The sequence below is a fragment of the Aeromonas sp. S16(2024) genome (assembly GCF_041403065.1).
In the GTDB taxonomy this organism is placed as follows: domain Bacteria; phylum Pseudomonadota; class Gammaproteobacteria; order Enterobacterales; family Aeromonadaceae; genus Aeromonas.
In genome coordinates this window covers 17,542-37,745 of record NZ_JBGLQX010000029.1, presented here as the reverse complement: position 1 = coordinate 37,745, position 20,204 = coordinate 17,542, and the positions used below count along the sequence as shown (strand labels likewise).

General features: G+C 60.7%; 18 protein-coding genes and 2 tRNA genes. 13 read left to right on the top strand and 7 right to left on the bottom strand.

The features are described from left to right. Positions 1-30: 30 nt before the first annotated feature. Positions 31-1,332 (bottom strand): sigma-54-dependent transcriptional regulator, encoded by a 1,302-nt coding sequence (locus ACB030_RS17890; RefSeq protein ID WP_371161674.1) that lies wholly within the window; start codon positions 1,330-1,332, stop codon positions 31-33. Between the two features lie 370 nt (positions 1,333-1,702). On the opposite strand from ACB030_RS17890, the gene ACB030_RS17885 reads away from it, so the two are divergent. From ACB030_RS17885 to ACB030_RS17865, 5 genes are all read left to right on the top strand, one after another. Continuing rightward, a complete protein-coding gene (locus tag ACB030_RS17885; RefSeq protein ID WP_371161672.1) occupies positions 1,703-2,281 on the top strand; it encodes a hypothetical protein in 579 nt (192 codons plus the stop codon). 87 nt (positions 2,282-2,368) lie between these two features. Next, complete coding sequence (locus ACB030_RS17880) at positions 2,369-3,466, top strand: hypothetical protein (protein ID WP_371161670.1); 1,098 nt, start codon at positions 2,369-2,371, stop codon at positions 3,464-3,466. 55 nt (positions 3,467-3,521) lie between these two features. Further along, entirely contained in the window at positions 3,522-4,199 is a 678-nt protein-coding gene (locus ACB030_RS17875; protein WP_371161668.1) for a C39 family peptidase, read from the top strand. Between the two features lie 7 nt (positions 4,200-4,206). After that, a complete protein-coding gene (locus ACB030_RS17870) occupies positions 4,207-4,866 on the top strand; it encodes a hypothetical protein (protein WP_371161666.1) in 660 nt (219 codons plus the stop codon). Positions 4,867-4,928: 62 nt separating this feature from the next. Further along, positions 4,929-6,131, top strand: a complete 1,203-nt coding sequence (locus ACB030_RS17865; protein WP_371161665.1) for a transporter — start codon at positions 4,929-4,931, stop codon at positions 6,129-6,131. A gap of 609 nt (positions 6,132-6,740) precedes the next feature. Here ACB030_RS17865 and ACB030_RS17860 read toward each other — a convergent pair. Both ACB030_RS17860 and puuR read right to left on the bottom strand, forming a co-directional pair. Next, positions 6,741-8,018 (bottom strand): NAD(P)/FAD-dependent oxidoreductase, encoded by a 1,278-nt coding sequence (locus tag ACB030_RS17860; protein WP_371161663.1) that lies wholly within the window; start codon positions 8,016-8,018, stop codon positions 6,741-6,743. Positions 8,019-8,067: 49 nt separating this feature from the next. Beyond that, positions 8,068-8,679 (bottom strand): HTH-type transcriptional regulator PuuR, encoded by a 612-nt coding sequence (puuR, locus tag ACB030_RS17855; protein ID WP_005331862.1) that lies wholly within the window; start codon positions 8,677-8,679, stop codon positions 8,068-8,070. A gap of 310 nt (positions 8,680-8,989) precedes the next feature. On the opposite strand from puuR, the gene ACB030_RS17850 reads away from it, so the two are divergent. From ACB030_RS17850 to ACB030_RS17835, 4 genes are all read left to right on the top strand, one after another. Next, the gene (locus ACB030_RS17850) at positions 8,990-10,453 is read left to right on the top strand and encodes an NAD-dependent succinate-semialdehyde dehydrogenase (RefSeq protein ID WP_371161660.1); all 1,464 of its coding nucleotides are present in this window, start codon (positions 8,990-8,992) and stop codon (positions 10,451-10,453) included. Between the two features lie 232 nt (positions 10,454-10,685). Beyond that, positions 10,686-11,984, top strand: coding sequence for a 4-aminobutyrate--2-oxoglutarate transaminase (gene gabT, locus ACB030_RS17845; protein ID WP_371161658.1), 1,299 nt, complete (start codon positions 10,686-10,688; stop codon positions 11,982-11,984). A 207-nt stretch (positions 11,985-12,191) separates the two neighbouring features. After that, a complete protein-coding gene (locus ACB030_RS17840) occupies positions 12,192-13,571 on the top strand; it encodes an APC family permease (protein ID WP_371161656.1) in 1,380 nt (459 codons plus the stop codon). Between the two features lie 396 nt (positions 13,572-13,967). Beyond that, positions 13,968-15,317, top strand: a complete 1,350-nt coding sequence (locus ACB030_RS17835; protein ID WP_371161654.1) for an APC family permease — start codon at positions 13,968-13,970, stop codon at positions 15,315-15,317. Between the two features lie 78 nt (positions 15,318-15,395). On the opposite strand, the gene ACB030_RS17830 is transcribed toward ACB030_RS17835, so the two are convergent. Continuing rightward, positions 15,396-15,776 carry a hypothetical protein gene (locus ACB030_RS17830; protein WP_371161652.1) on the bottom strand — a complete coding sequence of 127 codons (381 nt, stop codon included), beginning with the start codon at positions 15,774-15,776 and terminating at the stop codon, positions 15,396-15,398. Between the two features lie 261 nt (positions 15,777-16,037). On the opposite strand from ACB030_RS17830, the gene ACB030_RS17825 reads away from it, so the two are divergent. The 3 genes from ACB030_RS17825 (at position 16,038) to ACB030_RS17815 (ending at position 18,858) form a co-directional block, all read left to right on the top strand. Beyond that, positions 16,038-17,192, top strand: coding sequence for a Na/Pi cotransporter family protein (locus tag ACB030_RS17825; RefSeq protein ID WP_371161650.1), 1,155 nt, complete (start codon positions 16,038-16,040; stop codon positions 17,190-17,192). 159 nt (positions 17,193-17,351) lie between these two features. After that, entirely contained in the window at positions 17,352-17,822 is a 471-nt protein-coding gene (locus tag ACB030_RS17820) for an FKBP-type peptidyl-prolyl cis-trans isomerase (protein WP_371161648.1), read from the top strand. 268 nt (positions 17,823-18,090) lie between these two features. Next, entirely contained in the window at positions 18,091-18,858 is a 768-nt protein-coding gene (locus ACB030_RS17815) for a class III extradiol ring-cleavage dioxygenase (RefSeq protein ID WP_371161646.1), read from the top strand. A gap of 287 nt (positions 18,859-19,145) precedes the next feature. On the opposite strand, the gene ACB030_RS17810 is transcribed toward ACB030_RS17815, so the two are convergent. Continuing rightward, positions 19,146-19,346, bottom strand: coding sequence for a YbfA family protein (locus ACB030_RS17810; protein WP_205641307.1), 201 nt, complete (start codon positions 19,344-19,346; stop codon positions 19,146-19,148). Between the two features lie 214 nt (positions 19,347-19,560). Between ACB030_RS17810 and ACB030_RS17805 the strand changes: the two genes are divergently transcribed. Then, positions 19,561-19,854, top strand: coding sequence for a hypothetical protein (locus ACB030_RS17805; protein WP_371161644.1), 294 nt, complete (start codon positions 19,561-19,563; stop codon positions 19,852-19,854). 75 nt (positions 19,855-19,929) lie between these two features. Here ACB030_RS17805 and ACB030_RS17800 read toward each other — a convergent pair. Beyond that, a tRNA-Cys gene (locus ACB030_RS17800) sits at positions 19,930-20,003 on the bottom strand. Between the two features lie 57 nt (positions 20,004-20,060). Continuing rightward, positions 20,061-20,136: transfer RNA gene (locus ACB030_RS17795), tRNA-Gly, on the bottom strand. Positions 20,137-20,204: the final 68 nt, after the last annotated feature.

Here is a 20,204-nt window from a genome sequence, read left to right as displayed (position 1 = left end):
CAAGAGCCGCCATGCACGCAATGACGGGGACTACAGCAGATCGTGCTTGTCCAGCAGCCGGTAGAGGGTGGCGCGCGAGATGTCGAGGGTGCGCGCCACCTCCTCTAGTTGGTCCGGGAAGCGGGCCAGCGTCCGTTGCAGCGCCTGGCGCTCTGCCGCCTCGCGCACGGCCTTGAGCGAGCCATCGAGCAACAGGGAGTCCATCTTGGTCAGCTCCATGTCATCGGCGTCGATGAAGGGGCCCGAGCACATGACGGCAGCCCGTTGTACCCGGTTGCGCAACTCCCTGACATTGCCGGGCCAGCCATAGGACTGCATGGCCTGACGCGCCTTGTGGGTAAAGCTCAGCATCCGCCCTCCCCGCACTTCTGCCAGGATGTCATCGGCAAGCAGCTGGATGTCATCGGCCCGTTCGCACAAGGCAGGGGTGCGCAGCCGCACCACGTTGAGCCGATAGTAGAGGTCCATGCGAAATCCGCCGCTGGCCACCGCCTGCTCCACGTCGATATTGGTGGCGGCGATGACCCTCACATCCACATTCCGTGACAGATGACTGCCCACAGCCTCTATGCATTGCTCCTGCAAAAAGCGCAGCAGGGTAGCCTGGTCTTCCAATGGCAACTCCCCGATCTCGTCGAGAAACAGGGTGCCACCATCGGCCGCCTCAATCTTGCCTATCTTGCGGCTCTGGGCACCGGTGAAGGCACCCTTGACGTGTCCGAACAGCTCGGACTGGATCAGCTGATGGGGCATGGCGCCACAGTTGACGGCCACAAAGGGACTGTTTTCGCCAAAGGTGCTGTAGTGCAGCTCACGAGCCACCAGCTCCTTGCCGGTTCCGCTGGGCCCTGTCACCAGCACGGGCAGGCGACAATGTTGCAGCCGCATGATCTGGTCTCGCAACTGACGAATGGAGGTACTCTCTCCCTGAATGAAACGCAGCTGAGCCGGCATCTTGGGGCGATGGCGCCGGATCAGCTGCGCCATACCCAGCGCATGACCCAGGCTGTGGGAGAGTCTTTGCTGATCGAGCGGGAAGGTATGAAAATCATGGAAACAGGCAGCAAGCAGGTTGCGCAGGGCCTCGCTGGCCAGGCAATCACGCTCGATCAAGCCAATCCACAGGCTGCTGGAATGTTGGCCAATCAGGGAATACAAGGCTTCATGCTGCTCCGGCTTGATGACCACCAGCACCAGGGGATAAGCCTTTTCCTGTAATTTCTGTTCTGCCACCGCCAAGGAGCTCGCCTGCTCCACTTGCCACTCGCCTTTTACCAGCAGGCTTTCCAGCACGGCACATGAATTGATGAGTAACAATGCCGTTTCTGTCATATGGAAAACTCCTTGTTAATAGCCTCTGCACGAGAGAGTCCGACCATGGCTCTTTGAGGCTCACTCTTTCATCCGAAAAGCGCATGACGAACATCAAATGACACCAACTCAAGGTAACCAGACGATGATAACTATAAACCATCCCGCATTTAGACTGATGACACCACAATAATGAGACAGCAAAACTAATGGTGAGAAACAATAAAGTCATTGATAAACAATATGTTGACGAATGATATAAAAGTTCATTATCAAAATTGAGACTTAAAAACAAAAAACTCAAACACAAACCAGATATATATCATGCACTTATGATTTGGCATGTTCATTGCTCTCTCTAATAAGCCCTCCTGGCATATGGAGACAGAGCATGAAAACACATATTGCACTGGCAATTATTTCCCTTTCCGCCTTCGCGCATCAGGCACAAGCAGAGAATCGTGTTGATCTCGGCTCCCAAGCACTCAGCAATATTCGTGGCGCCACGGGTGTCAATATGGTTGCCGGTAATAACAATCAGCAGGGCAACCTCGCCGCCATCGCACTATCAGGGCCGGCCATCATTCAGTTTAGCCAGCAGAATCAAGCCACTACCAATCTCAATGGCAACCAGAGCGTTGCCATTCTGGGCTCGGCGCTGAGCCAGAGCCAGGGGCTGGTCGGGATCAATCAGGGCGCAGGTGAAGCCAACCAACAGTTGAATGCCTTCGCACTCTCGCTCGATGACAGCGGCCTTGGCGTGGTGACCGACATCAATCTCAGCACCAGTGTTGCAAAGACACCTTCAGGCAAGGTGCCCACCAACACAACTACCAGTATCTATCTGGATGACAACGCCCTGACGGGCAGCAAAGGCGTCATTCAGGTGAACCAGGTCACGGGACAGGGAAACCAGGCAGTCAATATGGTTTCCCTGCCTCTGGCTGGCGCAGTAACGGCATCCCCATGATGCCGCAGGGATAGGAAGCCAAGCCCGGGGGTGTTGGATTAGCCGATGGGCAAATCTTCCACAGAAAGTTCAATGGAGAGACTCATTATGCGTGGACTTATTTATAGCTCATTAGCCGCCGCGGTTGTCATGGCCATGTCGGGCACCGCATCCGCCGATTACCGTGGTGACAAGGATGAGACAGGGGCAACCTTGACCAAGAAGGTCAAGGCAGAGGTCGATGTAGAATACGAAGGCAGAGTCAATGTCGGCGGCTACATCAATGTCAACAAACTCGGCATGGCGGTCGTGGACAACCAGCAATCCAGTTCCATGATTGGCACGACCAATACAAGAACGGAGAACACGAGCAAGATTGACGGCTCGTTCAAGGGGGCATCCGGTAACGTCGGCGCCAACGTAGCGGCCGGTGATTCCAACGTACAAGGCAACAGTGGAGCCTTGGCCGCCTATGATGAAGTCGATGCCGAATTTATCATGGGACGTGGCCAGCAGCATGGCATGCCTGGTGGTTCTTCGGATGCCGAGATCTTCTCCACCCAAAGCGCCAGCAATAACTTGACTGCCAACCACGGCCATCAGAACAAGGCCGGGATAGGCGACGGGGCGTTCAAGGATGCCGCAGGCAACATAGGTGCCAATGTGACCTCTGGATCGGGTAACGTACAGGCCAACAACATGGCGGCCTCCGTGTCCACCGGCAACATGGCGGTGGCCACAGTGGCAAACAGCCAGAGCGTGTCCAAGAACATGACCGAGAACAAGAGCCTGAGCGCCACCAAGACCGTGGACTACAACCCCATCTTCCTCAAACTCAAAGCAGAGGGTGAGTACGAAGGGACGAGCAAGCAGTCCAACAACGTCTATCCGGAAATCTGGAAAGATGGGGACCATCCCAATGGCGGCAGCCTCTGGGGCCACATCGACTATGACAACCAGGATAACAATGGCAACAAGGACTCCAAGTTCAAGTTCGAGGAAGAGGGTGATATCAAGCTCAGTGGCTATGCCACCGGCTTCATCCCCGTGGTCAATACCTATACCAGCCGCGAAACCTTCAACCGGGCAACCATCGATGGCGGCGCCTTCAACGGTGCCGTGGGCAATATCGGGGTGAACGTGTCGTCGGGCAGCAACAACCTGCAAGCGAACAATCTCTCGCTCGCCGCAGGTTTTGCCAAGTAATCCATCTGAGAGGGGGCCTTTGCGCCCCCTTTTTTTTCAGAATCAGGGGGTATCAATGCGCTGGCTACTGCTGTTGTTATTCTGCCCTGCTGCCTGGTCGGCCAATCTGCCATTGGGAGAGCATCTCCCGGCACTGGGGGAACTCAACAAACCGGTACAGAGCATTCTGGAGCGCCGTTATGCCAATATCGAGCGCCAACATACAGATTTCAGCTGTGGGGCCGCCGCAGTCGCTACCATACTGCGCTACTCCTACGGCCATGTGACCAATGAACGCTGGGTGATGGATGGCATGCTAGCCATGGCAGACCCGGAACAGGTCAAGAACTATGGCTTCTCCATGCTCGACATGAAGCAATATTTGCAAATGCTTGGCATGCGCGTCAGAGGGTATCGCCTGGGGGATGAAAAATTGCGCCAGGTAAGAGTGCCCACCATAGTGCTGCTCAATATTCGCGGCTATCAGCACTTTGCCGTGCTGCGTGCCATCGATCGCCACGACCGTGTCTATCTGGCAGATCCGGCCCTCGGAAATCGTGTCATTACGTTCCAGGAGTTCAAGGAGAGCTGGAACGGCATACTGCTCGCCGTTATTGGTACTGGTTATCGCCCGGATGCGCCTCTGGCCAATCCTTCTCCTCCACTATCTGCCAGAGGAAAAGATGGGCTGTTCGCCCCCGTCAATGAAACATCCTTGCTGGAATTTGGTTTTCAGCACAAAGAGCTAATGTGAGGTCATCATGAATACCCGACCCGCCATATGCCTCATCTGCAGTCTGGGTGGCTTTGCCTGCCCGCTGCTGGCCAATTCGGATCCTCTGGCGTTGTTGTCAGACCATTTTGCCCCTGAGCTGGCCGATGGAGAGCTGGCCCATTTACGCGGCCGCTATGTCAGTACCCACGGGATCAGCTATTTTGGCATCGAGTTCATTTCAACCCTGACGACGGCTCAGGCCCAGCAAACGGCCGCCATGAATCTGGCGCTGAGCGTGGTGCAAAACAAGCCCAAGCTGGATGTGCGCATCAAAGATGAGGTCACGACAGTGACAACGACACCCCAGAGTGCCCCCGTACAAGGTGCGGGTTTGGTGCAAGTCGTGCAGTTGGAGGGAAGCGGCAACAGCTCGGTGAACCAGGCCGGTATTACATTGACGCCCCCCGACATGACGGGACAGATCGTCTCCGCGGGCAATTATGAGCATCAGGGGAACCTTGGTACTGCCAGTTACCGTGTTTCAGGCAATTATGCGGGGCTGCAACTAAACTCGTCCGATGGACGAGTCCGATTGGAGCAGAGTCTGAGAGGAACCGATTTCAGCCGAGGTCTGCTGCAACTCAATAGAGTCAAGGGTGACGGTTTGCAGACACTCAATCAGACCAGGATCTGGTTTTCTCGCTGAGAACAGATGAATCCCGTGGACTGAACTATAAAAAGGATAATAAACAACAAGGACGTATCTAAATGAAACAGTCTACCATGCTGTTAATTGCGCTGACCCCTTTCGCCTGCTGGGGCGCGACCGCAGAGGAAGAGGCCCTACAACAACAGCTTGATCAGCTGCGTCAGCAATTGATCCAGCAAAATCAGGCACTCCATCAGTTACAGGCCCGTCTGGAGGCCGTCAAGGCGGCAGGCGCCACGACGGCAACCACAGGGGCCGCCAGCGGGGCCGCCGTCGCAGCCTCAGCCCAGCAAGATCCCGCACGGCGCACGCCGGAAGTCGGTCGCAGTACCGAAGACCTGATGATCGAGCAGCACAACGTGTTCGATCGTGCGCTGACCCTCGACTTCGGTCTCTCTTATCAGCACTACAATCGCAAGGATCTCGCCCTGCGCGGTTTTCTTGCGCTGGACGCCATCTTCCTTGGCGAAATCAATCTGGACAGAGTCCGCTCCGATCAATGGACGGCTGACCTGGTGACCCGTTACACCCTCAATGATCGCTGGCAGCTGGAACTTGCCGTGCCCTATATGTATCGCAACACCAACTACCAGAGCACCGGCAAGGAGAACTCCAGCCGCGACTTTGAAGAACAAAGTGTCAGCGATGGTGGGCTCGGCGATCTCAGTCTCGCCATCTACTACAGAGTCATGGCCGAGAGTGAGGATTGGCCGGATCTGGTGTGGAACCTGCGGGCCAAGGCACCGACCGGCAAGGATCCCTACGGGATAGAGATAACAACCTCGGAGTCTGGCAACCTGATGGTTCCCAACGAACTCGCCACCGGCAACGGGCTCTGGCAACTGTCCACCGGTTTCTCCCTGGTCAAGACCATGGATCCCGCCATCCTGTTCGCCAACCTCAACTATGGCCACAGCCTCAAGCAAGACTTTGACGATGTCTCCTACCAGCCCGGCGATCAGCCAGGCAGCATCCAACTGGGTGACTGGTATGAATATGGATTGGGAGTCGCGTTTGCACTGAACGAACGCTTCAGCCTCTCCTTCAACATCAACCAGCGTATCACCCTCGAATCCAGCCAGGGAGCCGAAGGCTTTGATATGGAGAAGGTCACCGGCTCCGATGCCAACGCCGCCAGTTTCGGCATGGGGTCAACCTGGGCCATTTCTGACAACCTGTCCATGGCAGTCAACTGGTCGGCAGGGCTCACCACGGATGCGCCTGACTACAGCATTGGGCTGCGCTTCCCCTATAGATTCTGAGACTGGCTAGTCGATGCAGCCTGAGCTGGCTAATGATGCACACCATTGAGGCTGGTTCAGGTTGTTCACCCAGAGCACAGAGGGAGGCATGATGCCTCCCTCTTTAGCTTCATCTGCCTCCAGGCTGCCAGCGCTCACCGGCTGGCAGCTTAGTCTCCCTGAGAGGAGTGTCAGGGGCGCACTCGCACTCAACGCAACTCAGCCCAAAAGGGGGTGGCTTCCCCCCTACTATTCGGCCGCCATATCACCAAAAGCGCAGGTCCCTCGCCATTCGGCAGTCATGACGCCATAGTGCGATCATCGTTTATGAACACCCCAAGTTTGCCCAGCAGAGTAGGCGGCCCCTCTGCGGTACAGGGAATGGCTTGCCACACCCCTTATGCGACAGCCGTATCACCAAAAGCGCAGGTCCCTCTCCATTCAGCAGTCATGACGCCATAACGCGGGGGCCGTTATGGGATCCCCCAGTTTGCCCAGCAGGGTAGGCAGTCTCCTGCGGTGCAGGAATGGCTTGCCACACCACCCTTATTCGGCCGCCGTATCACCAGAAGCTTATGCCCTTCACCACTCGGCAGTCATGACGCCATAGCGCGATGCATTATATGGGCGTCACACACCCAGCCTGTCTCGCAGGGTATACCAGGCGGCTCCGGCGGCGGTAAAGGGGATGCGCAGCAGACGGCCGCCTGGGAAGGGGTAGTGTGGCAGCCTGGCGAAGGCGTCGAAGCGCTCCGCCTGACCGCTCAGCACCTCGGAGAGCAGCTTGCCCGCCAGATGGGTACAGGTGACGCCGTGGCCGCTGTAGCCCTGCATGTAGTAGATGTTAGGGCCGATACGGCCAAACTGGGGCAGGCGCGACAGGGTCAAGAGGAAGTTGCCGGTCCAGGTGTACTCCACCTTGACGTCTTTGAGCTGGGGGAAGGTTTTTAGCATCTTGGGGATGATCAGCCGCTCTATGTCCGCCGGATCCCGCGCCCCATAGACAACGCCGCCACCGTAGATCAGCCGGTGATCCCCTGTGGTCCTGTAGTAGTCGAGCAGGTAGTTGCAGTCCTCCAGGCAGTAGTTCTGCGGCAGCAGGGCGCGGGCTCGCTCCTCCCCCAGCACCTCGGTGGCGATGACCTGGGTGCCGCAGGGCATGCTCTTGCTCGCCAGCTCGGGCACCAGATTGCCGAGATAGGCGTTGCCGGCCACCACCACGAAGCGCGCCTTCACCGCCCCCTTGGCGGTTTTGACCAGAGCCGGCTGACCGGGAGTGATGCTGGTGACGGCGGATTGCTCGAAGATGCGACCACCCAGGGTGCGGATGGCTTCCGCCTCCCCCAGCGCCAGGTTGAGAGGGTGAATATGGCCGCCGCGCTTGTCCAGCAGGGCGCCGACGTAGCGATCGCTTGCCACCACCTCACGCACCCCTTCGGCATCGAGCAGCTCCAGCTGATCGTTGCCCCACTTCTGCCAGCGGGCATGTTGTGCCTTGAGCTCGTGGAGCTGCTTCTCGGTCTCGGCGGCAAAGACACCGCCCTGCTGCAGATCGCACTGGATGTTGTAGCGCTGGATCCGCTCGCGGATGATGTCTCCCCCCTCAAACAACATGGAGCCGAGCAGCCTGGCCTGATCCGGCGGGCAGTTCGCTTCTATGGTGTCGATGTCGCGGCTGTAGGAGTTGACGATCTGGCCGCCGTTGCGGCCGCTGGCGCCGAAGCCGACTCGCGCGGCTTCCAACACCACCACCTTGTAGCCCTTCTCCACCAGATGCAGGGCACTGGAGAGGCCGGTATAACCCGCTCCTATGACGCAGACGTCGCACTCAAGCTGTTCGGTGAGCATCGGGTAGGGGGCGTGCGAGTTGGCACTGGCTGCGTAGTAACTCTTTACATGTTCGGTCATGATCCCTGTTTCCTTACCGGTTCGTTTCCAATGTTCGTGCTGTTGAATGTCAAAAGCTGGCGGGGGTGTGGGCGCTGACGATGCGGCAGACCTGCCCCGACGGATTGCTGAAGCTGTGGGGCTCGCCGGTGTCGATCACATAGCTGTCCCCGGCGCTGAGCTGATAGGTCTGCCCCGCCAGGCTCAGCACGACAGAGCCCTCCAGCACAGTGCCCACCTCCTCCCCCAGGTGCTTGACCTGGCCCCCGGTGTCCGTGCCGGGGGCATAGGTCTCCAGCATGAAGCCGAGTTGACGACGATTGTTGCCGTTGTGCACCAGCTTCATGGAGACCCCCTGGCTGCCCAGCTCGATCAGCTGCTCTGCCTTGATCACCACGCTCGGCGCCCGCGCCTCCTCCTCGGCGAAGAAGCGGGAGAGCGGCAGCTCGTAGACGCAGAGCAATTTTTGCAACGAGGCGACCGAGGGGCTCACCTTGTTCTGCTCTATCATGCAGATGGCGCCGTGGGTCAGACCGCTCAGCTCGGCGGCCCGGCGCTGGGAGAGCCCGAGACTACGGCGAAGGAGGGCGAGCCGCTCCCCCATGGTTTTATCCATCCCTTTGTCAGACAAGGGGTTATCCGTCATGGTCTGCCACTGGACCTCACCTTGTGGTTGCTGCATCCCCACCTCCTTGTATGGCCATTCGAATACCTTGTGGCGGCTGGTTAATATAATGCGTCAATCCCGGCACCCTGTTCGCTATCCTGCACAGTCGAGATCTGTTCATTATTTTGCACACCCAACACAATGGGAAACGCTAGAATCGTCCTGACAGCCCCATTTCTAGCATGCGCCGCCCCGTTCACTCAAATATATTTAACACTTGAAAAACATTTCGGCTCACTTTATGGTCGTTGCGTGCTTATTATTCTATACGGTGGCACCACGGGATGAGTTGGCCACCCAGACCCACAATCGAGGCTTCCTATCTATGTCAGCATCACAACCCGCTCTCTCCTTGATCAAGTCCCTTGCCTATATAGATGGCCGCTGGTGCGAGGCCCATGGCGGACAACGTTTCGAGGTCCTGAACCCGGCGACCGGCCAGCTCATCACCCAGGTACCCGACATGGGCGAGGCGGACACCCGGCTCGCCATAGCGGCGGCTCACAATGCCCAGCCCGCCTGGGCCGCACTCACCGCCAAGGAGCGCGGCAGCCGGCTCCACGCCTGGTTCGAACTCATCATGGCCAACCAGGATGAACTGGCCCGCATCATGACCTGCGAGCAGGGCAAACCGCTCGCCGAGGCCAAGGGCGAGGTGGCCTACGGTGCCAGTTTCATCCAGTGGTTCGCGGAAGAGGGCAAGCGCGCCTATGGCCGCACCATTCCCGGTTTCTCCGGCGACCGGCGCCTGGCCACCATCAAGCAGCCGGTGGGCGTGGTGGCCGCCATCACCCCCTGGAACTTCCCCATCGCCATGATCACCCGCAAGGCCGGGCCTGCACTCGCTGCCGGTTGCACCATCGTCATCAAGCCCGCCGCCGAGACGCCCCTGTGCGCGCTGGCGCTGGCGGCCCTGGCCGAGCAGGCGGGCATCCCCGCCGGGGTCATCAACATAGTCACCTCCCATCAGGCCTCGGTCGTGGGCAATGAGCTGTGCAGCAACAAGAGGGTGCGCAAGCTCTCCTTCACCGGCTCCACCCGCATCGGCAAGCTGCTGATGCGCCAGTGCGCCGATACCATGAAGCGGCTCTCCCTGGAGCTGGGTGGCAACGCCCCCTTCATCGTGTTTGACGATGCCGACCTCGACGCCGCCGTGGCCGGGGCACTCGCCTCCAAATACCGCAACGCCGGCCAGACCTGCGTCTGTGCCAACCGCATCCTGGTGCAGGCCAGCGTCCATGACGCCTTCGCCGAGAAGCTGGCCGCCGCGGTGCGTGGCTTCAAGGTGGGGGATGGCATGGGTGAAGGCAACCAGATCGGCCCCCTCATCAATGCCGCCGCCGCCGACAAGGTCGCCTCCCTGGTCAGCCAAGCCGAGGCCGCCGGGGCCAGCGTGCTGGTGGGGGGGCAAGTCCACCCCGCCGGCCCGCTCTTCTACCACCCCACCATCCTGACCGGCGTGACCCGGGACAACCCCATACTGCAGGAAGAGATCTTCGGCCCCGTCGCCCCCCTGGTGCGCTTCGAGACCGAGGCCGAGGCCATCGACATCGCCAACGACACCCCTTATGGCCTGGCCGCCTACTTCTATGGCCGGGACATTGCCCGGGTGTGGCGGGTGGCCGAGCAGCTGGAATACGGCATGGTGGGCATCAACGAGGGGATCATCTCGACCGAGCTGGCCCCCTTCGGCGGCATCAAGGAGTCGGGACTGGGTCGGGAAGGGGCGGCAGAGGGGCTGGAGGAGTACCTCGAGACCAAATACCTCTGCTTTGGCGGCATCCGTTGATGCCCATGGCCCGCAGAGGCATCGCTGAAAAAGATGTCTCTGACACCAGTCCATCGTTTTTATAGATAGACATGGGCGCCAGCTCGGCCTCACGAGAGCCTCGACGGCGCCCTGGGGTACGCCACCCGCGCCCCGCACCAGACATGCCGCCCTGCCAGATGGCAGTGCGCGGTTCAATCGATGAACAGATTGCACAGGAATATCAGGGGCCCATGCCCCTCAGGGAGGAAAGATGAGTCAGTCAGAACAGCACTCAAACCAGGCGTGGCAAGCGCGCCGCGAAGCGGCCGTGGTACAGGGCGTAGGTACCCTGCTGCCGGTCTTCATCGACCGGGCGCAAAACGCCGAGCTGTGGGATGTGGAGGGCAACCGCTACATCGACTTTGCCTCCGGCATCGCCGTGCTCAACACAGGCCACAACCACCCCAAGGTGGTCGCCGCCGTGCGCGAGCAGCTCGAGAAGTTCAGCCACACCTGCTTCCAGGTCACCCCCTACCCGGGCTATATCAGGCTTGCCGAGAAGCTCAACGCCCTGGTGCCGGGCCCGACCCCCAAGCGCACCCTCTTCCTCTCCACCGGCGCCGAGGCGGTGGAGAACGCCATCAAGATAGCCCGCGCCCACACCGGTCGCAGCGGCACCATCGCCTTCAAGGGGGGCTTTCACGGCCGCACCATGATGGGGATGGCGCTCACCGGCAAGGTGGTGCCCTACAAGACCGGCTTCGGCCCCTTCCCGGGGGAGGTCTATCACCTGCCCTTCCCGGCCGACTACCTGGGGGTGAGCGAGGCCGATGCCCTTGCGGCGCTGGATCTCTGCTTCAGCGCCGACATCGAGCCGGCCCGGGTGGCCGCCATCATCATAGAGCCGGTGCAGGGTGAGGGGGGCTTCTATGTCGCCTCCCCAAGCTTCCTGCAAGCCCTGCGCAAGATCTGCGATCAGCACGGCATCCTGCTCATCTGCGACGAGATCCAGAGCGGTTTCTGTCGCACCGGCAAGACCTTCGCCACCGAATACAGCGGCGTCGAGCCAGACATCATGACGCTGGCCAAGAGCCTGGCGGGCGGCTTCCCGCTCTCCGCCGTGGTGGGCAAGAGCGAGGTGATGAACGCCGCCAAGCCCGGTGGCTTGGGGGGCACCTATGCGGGCTCTCCCATCGCCTGCGCCGCCGCCCTGGCGGTGCTGGAGGTGATCGAGGAAGAGCAGCTCAACCAACGGGCCCAGGCTCAGGGCGAGCAGATCAAGGGGCGCCTGCACCAGCTGGCGGAGCGGTTTGACAGCATAGGCAACATCCGCGGCCCCGGCGCCATGGTAGCCATGGAGCTGGTCAAGGGGCGCGATGCCACCCAACCGGACCCGGATCTCACCAGGCGGCTGGTGGCAGAGGCCGGCAAGCGCGGCCTGGTGCTGCTGGCCTGCGGCGTACGTGCCAACGTCATCCGCTTCCTCGCCCCCCTCACCGCCTCCCCGGCGCTGATCGACGAGGGACTCGACCTGCTGGAGCAGGCGCTGACCGCCGCCAGTCAGGGTTAGTGCCTGCGTTTCTCGCTGGCACGAACAATATCGTCAGATAACGACAGGCCATCCATCGCGGATGGCCTGCTTATACGGTATCATCTCGCCCCCAAAAATGATGGCAGGAGCACTTGGCTCCCTCAGTGACTCGTCACCCTGTCATGGGGCCCTGTCCCTGCTCGGCAGGCGGGCCCTTCACCACTGCATTCTTAGGAGACAGGCCCCATGGCCCCACGCCCCGCGCGACTGAAACAAACCCTGACCCTGTGGCAAGTGGTCGTGATGGGCCTGGCCTACATGACCCCCATGGTGGTGTTCGATACCTTCGGCATCGTCACCGACATCACCCAGGGTCATGTCACCACCGCCTACCTGCTGGCCCTGGTCGGGGTGCTGTTCACCGCCTCCAGCTACAGCAAGATGGTGCGTCACTACCCGATCGCGGGCTCGGCCTACACCTATGCCCAGCGGGAGTTCTCCCCCGTGGTGGGCTTCATGGTGGGCTGGTCCTCCCTGCTCGACTACATCTTCCTGCCGATGATCAACATGCTGCTGGCCAAGATCTATCTGAGCGCCCTCTTCCCCGGCGTCGAGCCCTGGATCTTCATCCTCGGCATGACGATGCTGATGACCGCCATCAACCTGCGCGGCATCGACCTGGTGGCTAACCTCAACGGCCTCATCATCTTCATCCAGGTGGCCATCATGCTGGTCTTCCTCGGCCTGATCGCTCATGGGGTCTATCAGGGGGAAGGGGTCGGCACCCTCAGCCTGCAGCCCATCTACAGCGACAACACAGAGATCTTGCCGCTACTGACCGGGGCCACCATCCTCTGCTTCTCCTTCCTCGGCTTCGACAGCCTGAGTGCGCTGTCCGAGGAGACCCCGGAGGCCGGCAAGGTGATCCCCAGAGCCATCATCCTGACCGCCCTGCTTGGCGGCCTCATCTTCGTGGTGGTGGCCTATGCCCTGCAGCTCTACTTCCCGGACGCCTCCCGCTTCAAGGCGCCGGATGCCGTGCTGCCGGAGATCGCCCTCTACGTCGGCGGCAAGCTGTTCCAGAGCGTGGTGCTGGTCTGTGCCTGCGTGGCGGTGCTGGCCTCGGGGCTCTCCTCCCACGCCGGAGTCTCCCGCATCCTCTACGTGATGGGGCGGGACAAGGTGCTGCCCCAGCGCACCTTCGGCTACATCCATCCCAAGTGGCGCACCCCGGTGTTCAACATACTGCTGGTGGGTCTGCTGGCCCTGTCGGCCATCAGCTTCGATCTGGAGATAGCCCTGGCGCTGATCAACTTCGGCGCCCTGGTGGCCTTCACCGTGGTCAATCTGTCGGTGATCTCCTGCTACTACGTGCGCCTGGGGCGCAACAAAACCTGGCAGGATCGCCTGCAATACCTGGTGCTGCCCCTGCTCGGCGCCGGGACTGTGGCCATACTCTGGCTCAACCTGGAGCAGACCTCCCTGGTGCTGGGGCTGATCTGGGCCGCCATCGGCGGGATTTACCTGTTTTTGCGCACTACGCTCTGGCGGGTCTCGCTGCCGAGCCAACAGGCGGCAAGCCTTGCCAGCAGCGGGCTGGCACCCCTGTCATCGACCCCGGAATAGCCGTGGTTTATTGATGTAAACCCTGTCCTTGCGCATTCTCTTGCCGGGAATGCCGATCCTGGCTTGTCATCCCCCCCCATCTGGGGCAAAATGCGCGCCGATTTGAATAACCGATGTGATCCTCACATCGGTTATTTTTCATTTTGAAAACAAGTGTCTACTTCGAGGCCGGAACCATTCCGGAAATGATATCTAGGTTCAGATGGACCTAATGCCGCAATGAGGAAAAACATGGGGCTCTTATTGGCTTTGTCTCCGGTTGTCACCGGAACCTGCTTTGGTCGCCACGCGACCAACGTCTGTGGTTTGCATAGCGATGCGATGCGTATGCGAGAAACCAGTCCCATGGCCTCACGCCATTTCACCTCCTGCCTGCCGTGCAAGGAGGAAGCCTGAATGAGCCAGCAACCCGTTCGTCTGATAAAAACCCTCAGCATGTGGCAAGTGGTGGTGATGGGCCTGGCCTATCTGACCCCCATGGCCGTGTTCGACACCTTCGCCATCGTCGGTGACATCACCGAGGGCCGGGTCGCCACCGCCTACCTGCTGGCGCTGGGCGGCATCCTGCTGACCGCCTTCAGCTACGGCCACCTGGTGCGCCGCTTCCCCTCGGCGGGCTCCGCCTACACCTATGCCCAGAAGGTGTTCCACCCCTATGTGGGCTTCATGGTGGGCTGGTCCTCCCTGCTCGACTACATGTTCATGCCGATGATCAACATCCTGCTGGCCAAGATCTATCTGACCGCCATGTTCCCCGGCGTCGAGCCCTGGATCTTCATCTTCGGCCTGGTGACGGTCATGACCTTCCTGAACCTGCGCGGCATCAAGCTGGTGGCCAACCTCAACGGCTTCATTGTGTTTATCCAGGTCGCCATCATCCTCACCTTCCTCGGCCTCATCGCCTGGGGACTGCTGCACGGCGAAGGGACAGGCACCCTGCTGAGCAGCCGCCCCTTCCACGTTGAGTCCGCCAGCATGCTGCCGCTGTTCACCGGCGCCACCATTCTCTGCTTCTCCTTCCTCGGCTTCGACGGCCTGAGTTCGCTGTCGGAAGAGACCCCGAACGCCGGCAAGGTGATCCCCCGCGCCATCGTGCTGACGGCCCTCATCGGCGGCATCATCTTCGTCACCGTCTCCTACAGCCTGCAGCTCTTCTTCCCGGATCTGGCCCGCTTCAAGGAGCCGGACGCCGTGCTGCCGGAGATCGCCCTCTACGTCGGCGGCACCCTGTTCCAGAGCGTGGTACTGGTGTGCACCACGGCGGCCGTGCTCGCCTCCGGCATGGCGGCCCATGCCGGCGTGTCGCGCATCCTCTACGTGATGGGGCGCGATCGCATGATCCCGGAGCGGGTGTTCGGCTACATCCACCCCACCTGGCGCACCCCGGCCATCAACGTGCTGCTGGTGGGAGCCCTGGCCCTCTCCGCGGTGTCGTTCGATCTGGACATGGCGCTGGCGCTGGTGAACTTCGGCGCCCTGGTGGCCTTCACCTTCGTCAACCTGTCGGTCATCGGCCAGTTCTGGGTGCGCGAGAAGCGCAACAAGAGCCTCAAGGAGCACCTGCTGTTCCTGGTGCTGCCGCTGCTGGGGGCCGCCACCATAGGCGCGCTCTGGATCAACCTGGAGCAGAGCTCCCTGGAACTTGGCCTCATCTGGGCGGGGATCGGGGTCACCTACCTCTTCCTGCGCCTGGCGGTGTTCCGCATCCCCTTCCGTCAGTACGAGGAAGCGGCCGACGGCCAGTAAGCCCGGCCGGACGACAGCCAAACAGAAGGGGAGCCCATGGCTCCCCTTCTTGCATTCAGACGTCCGGCGCGCGGACCATCACCCCTGGTTGAGCACCGCGGTGGCGGCCGCCTTGACCGGATCCCTGGCCACGGCGTTGACATCCTTGCGGGTCTGGTTGAGCTGCTGCCCGGCCTCGTTGACCTTGTGCTGGGTCGCCTTCACATCGCTCTTGCCCTCTTTGAGGCCAGCGGTCTTCTTGTCCAGCACGTCAGTGGTGTTCTTCTTCACTTCCGCCTTGGCCTTCTCTTTCTGCTGACGCACCAGCTTGTCCGCATCGCAGTTGCCCTTGACCCCCAGGGTCGCATTCATCGCCTCGTTTCTGGCCGCCTTGTCGAGGTTGCACCCGGACGTGAGCACGTTGGCCTGCGCACCGGCAGACAGCAGACCCAGAGAGAGACACAAAACCCATGCACGCATCATCACTTCCTCAGTTTGAAGACAGGAAAGCCCGGCAGCATATAACCCAGGGATCTCGGTGCAAGGACGGGGGCCGGTTATGAGCCGGATGGCGCCATATCGGCGTTTGCTCCGACACCTTTTGTCTGCGACTTGTCTGCGGCGCCCCCTGCCGCCCCGTCATCAAAGCATCATAAAAGTGTCACTTTGTCATATTTCTGTCATGGAGCGCTGCTGTAATGCGCCCGTCCATTTCAACGCAGAACGACCCCAAGAGGCCATATGCACAGCACCGCATCTTCCGCACTCCAGCAGACCCGCCGTCCCGGCCCCCTGTTCAACTGGCTCGCGGTGATCACGCTGATCTACCTGATCCTGGTCGCCGTTGGCGCCGTCTCCCACGGCTTCAAGGGCTTCTCCGGCGGCGCCGAGGGCGCGGCCCAGATCTTCGCTTTCGCCAACAACCCCTTCGTCGCCCTGCTGCTCGGCATCCTGGCCACCGCCCTGGTGCAATCCTCCAGCACAGTCACCTCGGTGATCGTCGGCCTGGTGGCCGGTGGCCTGCCCATGGAGATGGCGGTTCCCATGATCATGGGAGCCAACCTCGGCACCACCATCACCAACACCATAGTCTCCCTCGGCCACATCCGGGACAGAGGCGAGTTTCGCCGCGCCTTCGCCGCCGCCACGGTACACGACTTCTTCAACCTGCTGGCTGTCTTCATCTTCCTGCCGCTGGAGCTGATGTTCGGCCTGCTGCAGCAGAGCGCTGAGTGGATCTCCGGTCTGCTGATGGGCTCAGCCGACATGTCGATGAAGGGGATGGACTTCATGAAGCCCCTCATCTCGCCGTCGCTGGATCTCATCGATGGAGCCGTCGCCTTCCTGCCAGGCAAGGGCCCAGCCATCGCCACCATAGTCATCGGCATACTGCTGATCCTGGGTTGCGTCACCAGCCTCGGCAAGGTGCTGCAGCAGGTCATGGTGGGCCGCGCCAAGGAGCTGCTGCACAAGGCGCTGGGCCGTGGCCCGCTCACCGGCATCGCCTCCGGCACCCTGGTGACCGTCATGGTGCAGTCCTCCTCCACCACCACCAGCCTGATGATCCCCCTGGCCGGCGGCGGCGTCTTCACCACCCGTCAGCTCTACCCCTTCACCCTGGGGGCCAACATAGGCACCACCATCACAGCCCTGCTGGCCGCCACCGCCATCAGCGGTGCCGGTGCCCAGCTGGCGCTGACCATAGCCCTGGTCCACGTGCTGTTCAACCTGTTTGCCGTGGTGCTGATATACGGGGTCCCCGTCCTGCGGGAGCTGCCCATCAAGGCCGCCGAGACCCTGGCCCGGGTCGGCAGCGAGAACAAGCTGCTGGCGCTGGGTTACGTGGGTGGGCTCTTCTTCGCCCTGCCCGCCCTGATGATGGTGGCGGTGAAGTAATCCGCTCTCATGAGACGAGGGGTCAGATCCTGGCCCCTCGTCCTCTGTCTGTCCCGTCACATCCTCCTGCGTCCCGACTCGCCCTCCCCCTCCGACTGGGATAAGATGCCGCTCTCATTGCACTCTTTGTCTTTGCATTTCTAGGAATAGGAAAACCTGATGAAATTCATTCTGATCGCCTTGCTCGTCGCCGGGGTGGCCTACTACTTCTACTCCAGCAGCAACAACAAGAAACTGGCCGAAGAGAACGTGCGCAAGGGCGCAGAGTTCCTCGCCAGCAACAAGGAGAAGCCCCTGGTGACCACCACGGCCTCCGGCCTGCAGTACGAAGTGCTGACCCAGGGCAGCGGCACGGTTCACCCCACCGCCACCAGCAAGGTGAAGGTGCACTACGAAGGCAAGCTGCTGGATGGCACCGTATTCGACAGCTCGGTCGCCCGCGGCGAGCCCATCGAGTTTGGCCTCAATCAGGTGATTGCAGGCTGGACCGAAGGGGTGCAGCTGATGGTGGAAGGGGAGAAGACCCGCTTCTACATCCCCGCCGATCTGGCCTACGGCGACCGCGCCGCTGGTAAAATTCCACCTGGCTCGGTGCTGATCTTCGACGTGGAGCTGCTGGGCATTCAGTAAGACTTCTGGCTCGACCACCAGGCGAGAACCCGCCGGGCATCCAGTAATACCCGGCAGATGAAGAACAACGGGGCCAGCATGGCGATGCTGGCCCCGTTGTTTTAGGGCCATCTCCCGTCTTCATCTATCAACTCATAGTGAACAGTGCTTATACATATGGCCACATTGTTAACTTCCTATCGGGGGCAGATAATGACCCCATCGTCAGTGGCCCCTTGCCCTGACCCGGCTCCCCCTGCGTGCCGGCCTCATTGATAGGAGTCTCCCTATGGCTATCGCCCCCGTCTGGTTTATCTCTCACGGCGCCCCGGATCTGGTGCTGCGGGATCAGCCTGCCACCCGGTTCCTGAAACAGCTGCGCCTTGAGGGCGTCAGGGGGCTGGTGGTTCTCTCGGCCCACTGGTTCAGCCGCAGCGAGCTGCAGCTCAACGTCGAGCCGAGCCCGGCCCTGATGTACGACTTCTACGGCTTCCCCGAACCCCTCTATCAAATCCGCTGGCCGGCCAAGAGCCCCCAGTGGCTGCAGGAGGCGGTGGGCGATCAGCTGCTGCTGGCGGGCCTGCCCGCCACTGCGGTACACCGCGAGCTGGATCACGGGGTCTGGTCGCCCCTCTCCCTGATGGATCCCCAGAGCGAACTCCCCCTGGTGCAGCTCTCCATCCCGGCCGGCTTCACCCCGGTCCAGCTGTGGCAACTGGGGGAGGCGCTGCAGGGCCTGCGCGCCCAGGGCATAGGCATCCTCGCCTCCGGCGCCATCACCCACAACCTGAGGGCGCTCGGGCCGGACGACAGCCCGGTGCCACGCTGGGCAAGCGCCTTCGTGCACTGGCTGGAGCAGACCATGGATGAGGGTGACAGGGCGGCGCTGGAAGATTATCGGGCCCGGGCCCCTGGCGCCGTGGAGTCCCATCCCCATGACGATCACCTGCGCCCGCTGTTCGTGGCGCTCGGGGCGGCGGGAAGCGACAGGCCGACCAGGCTGCACCAGAGCTGGGACTATGGCAGCCTCTACATGGGCGCCTACCGGTTCGGCTGATCCCGACCACGCCTGGGCATGGATGACTGCCTGTTCAAACCCATAGGTCTCGCCCGCATGCGCGCGGCGCTGACCGACCCCGGCCAGGAGGCATGACGGGGTGCTACCTGGGGCAATCGCGGGTGTGGAGAGGGGAAGAGAGAGGTTCTGGATAGGGGCCAAGGCGGGTGCCTGCCCGACAGCAAGCCCGGGGCTGGCTCCTCAGCCAGGCAGGAAAGAGGCCCATGCCGGGTTGCCGGCCATAAAAAAAGACAGCCTGGGCTGTCTTTTTCACTGTGGGCAGGGGATCAGTAGAAGATCCGCTCACCCCGTTCGCTCATCTTGAGCCACACCGGCTTGGTGCTGGTCTTGTTCCAGATCCGATGCAGGTAGCTGTAGAAGCGGGCGCGATCGCGGCGAAACAGCATCACCGGGAAGGCGATCAGACCCACCATCAATACCAAGATGCGGCGAAGGATTATCTGAGTCAGGGAGAAGGGATGAAACATGATAGCACTCCTTACTGGTAAGACCACTGAGCAAAGATTACTCCACAATCTGTAGGATTACTACACCAACAAGCCCGTTTTTTTATAAAAAAACCGCCTAAAAACCAAAAAGTGAAACCGGGTTACATTATTTAACCAAAGAGTAACAAGGCTGGCAAAAACCACGCCTTGAACAAGAGTTAATGCATGGGCAGGTAAATGGGGGGAGAAGCGAATGAAACTGGCAGAAATCGCAGTCCTGAGCGTGCTGGGTCTGCTCGCCTGGACACAGTGGCAGGAGTGGCGGCTCAATCGGAATGACGCCATCACGCTGGCGTACCAGGGGGTCCCTGTCGTCAGTCTGTGGCAATGCGGCCTGCTGAAGCAGAAGATGGCCGATCTGACCGACCACGCCGCCGAATTGCAACTTCAGTACCGGGGACAATCTCTCGACGAGATAAGTCACTATCTGCAAAGAGAGTGGCGCCATCAGGGCTGCGAGCTGTTGCTGACCCAGCAAGGATATTGAACGCAAGGGGATATGCCGAAAGACGTTTCTGGGATGAAACAGGGCATGAAACAAGAATGAAAAACAGTAAGAAGATGGAGGCACGTTCCGGAGTCGAACCGGACTAAACGGATTTGCAATCCGCTGCATAACCGCTTTGCTAACGCGCCATGCTGACAAGACTGATTGTCTTGAAAGTGATATCCATGATTGGTGCCATGGAAAATTGGAGCGGGAAACGAGACTCGAACTCGCGACCCCGACCTTGGCAAGGTCGTGCTCTACCAACTGAGCTATTCCCGCCTGACTGCCGTGTGCCAGTTGCCTGACAACGAGGCGCATTATACGTACCCCGAGCCCGGGCACAACCC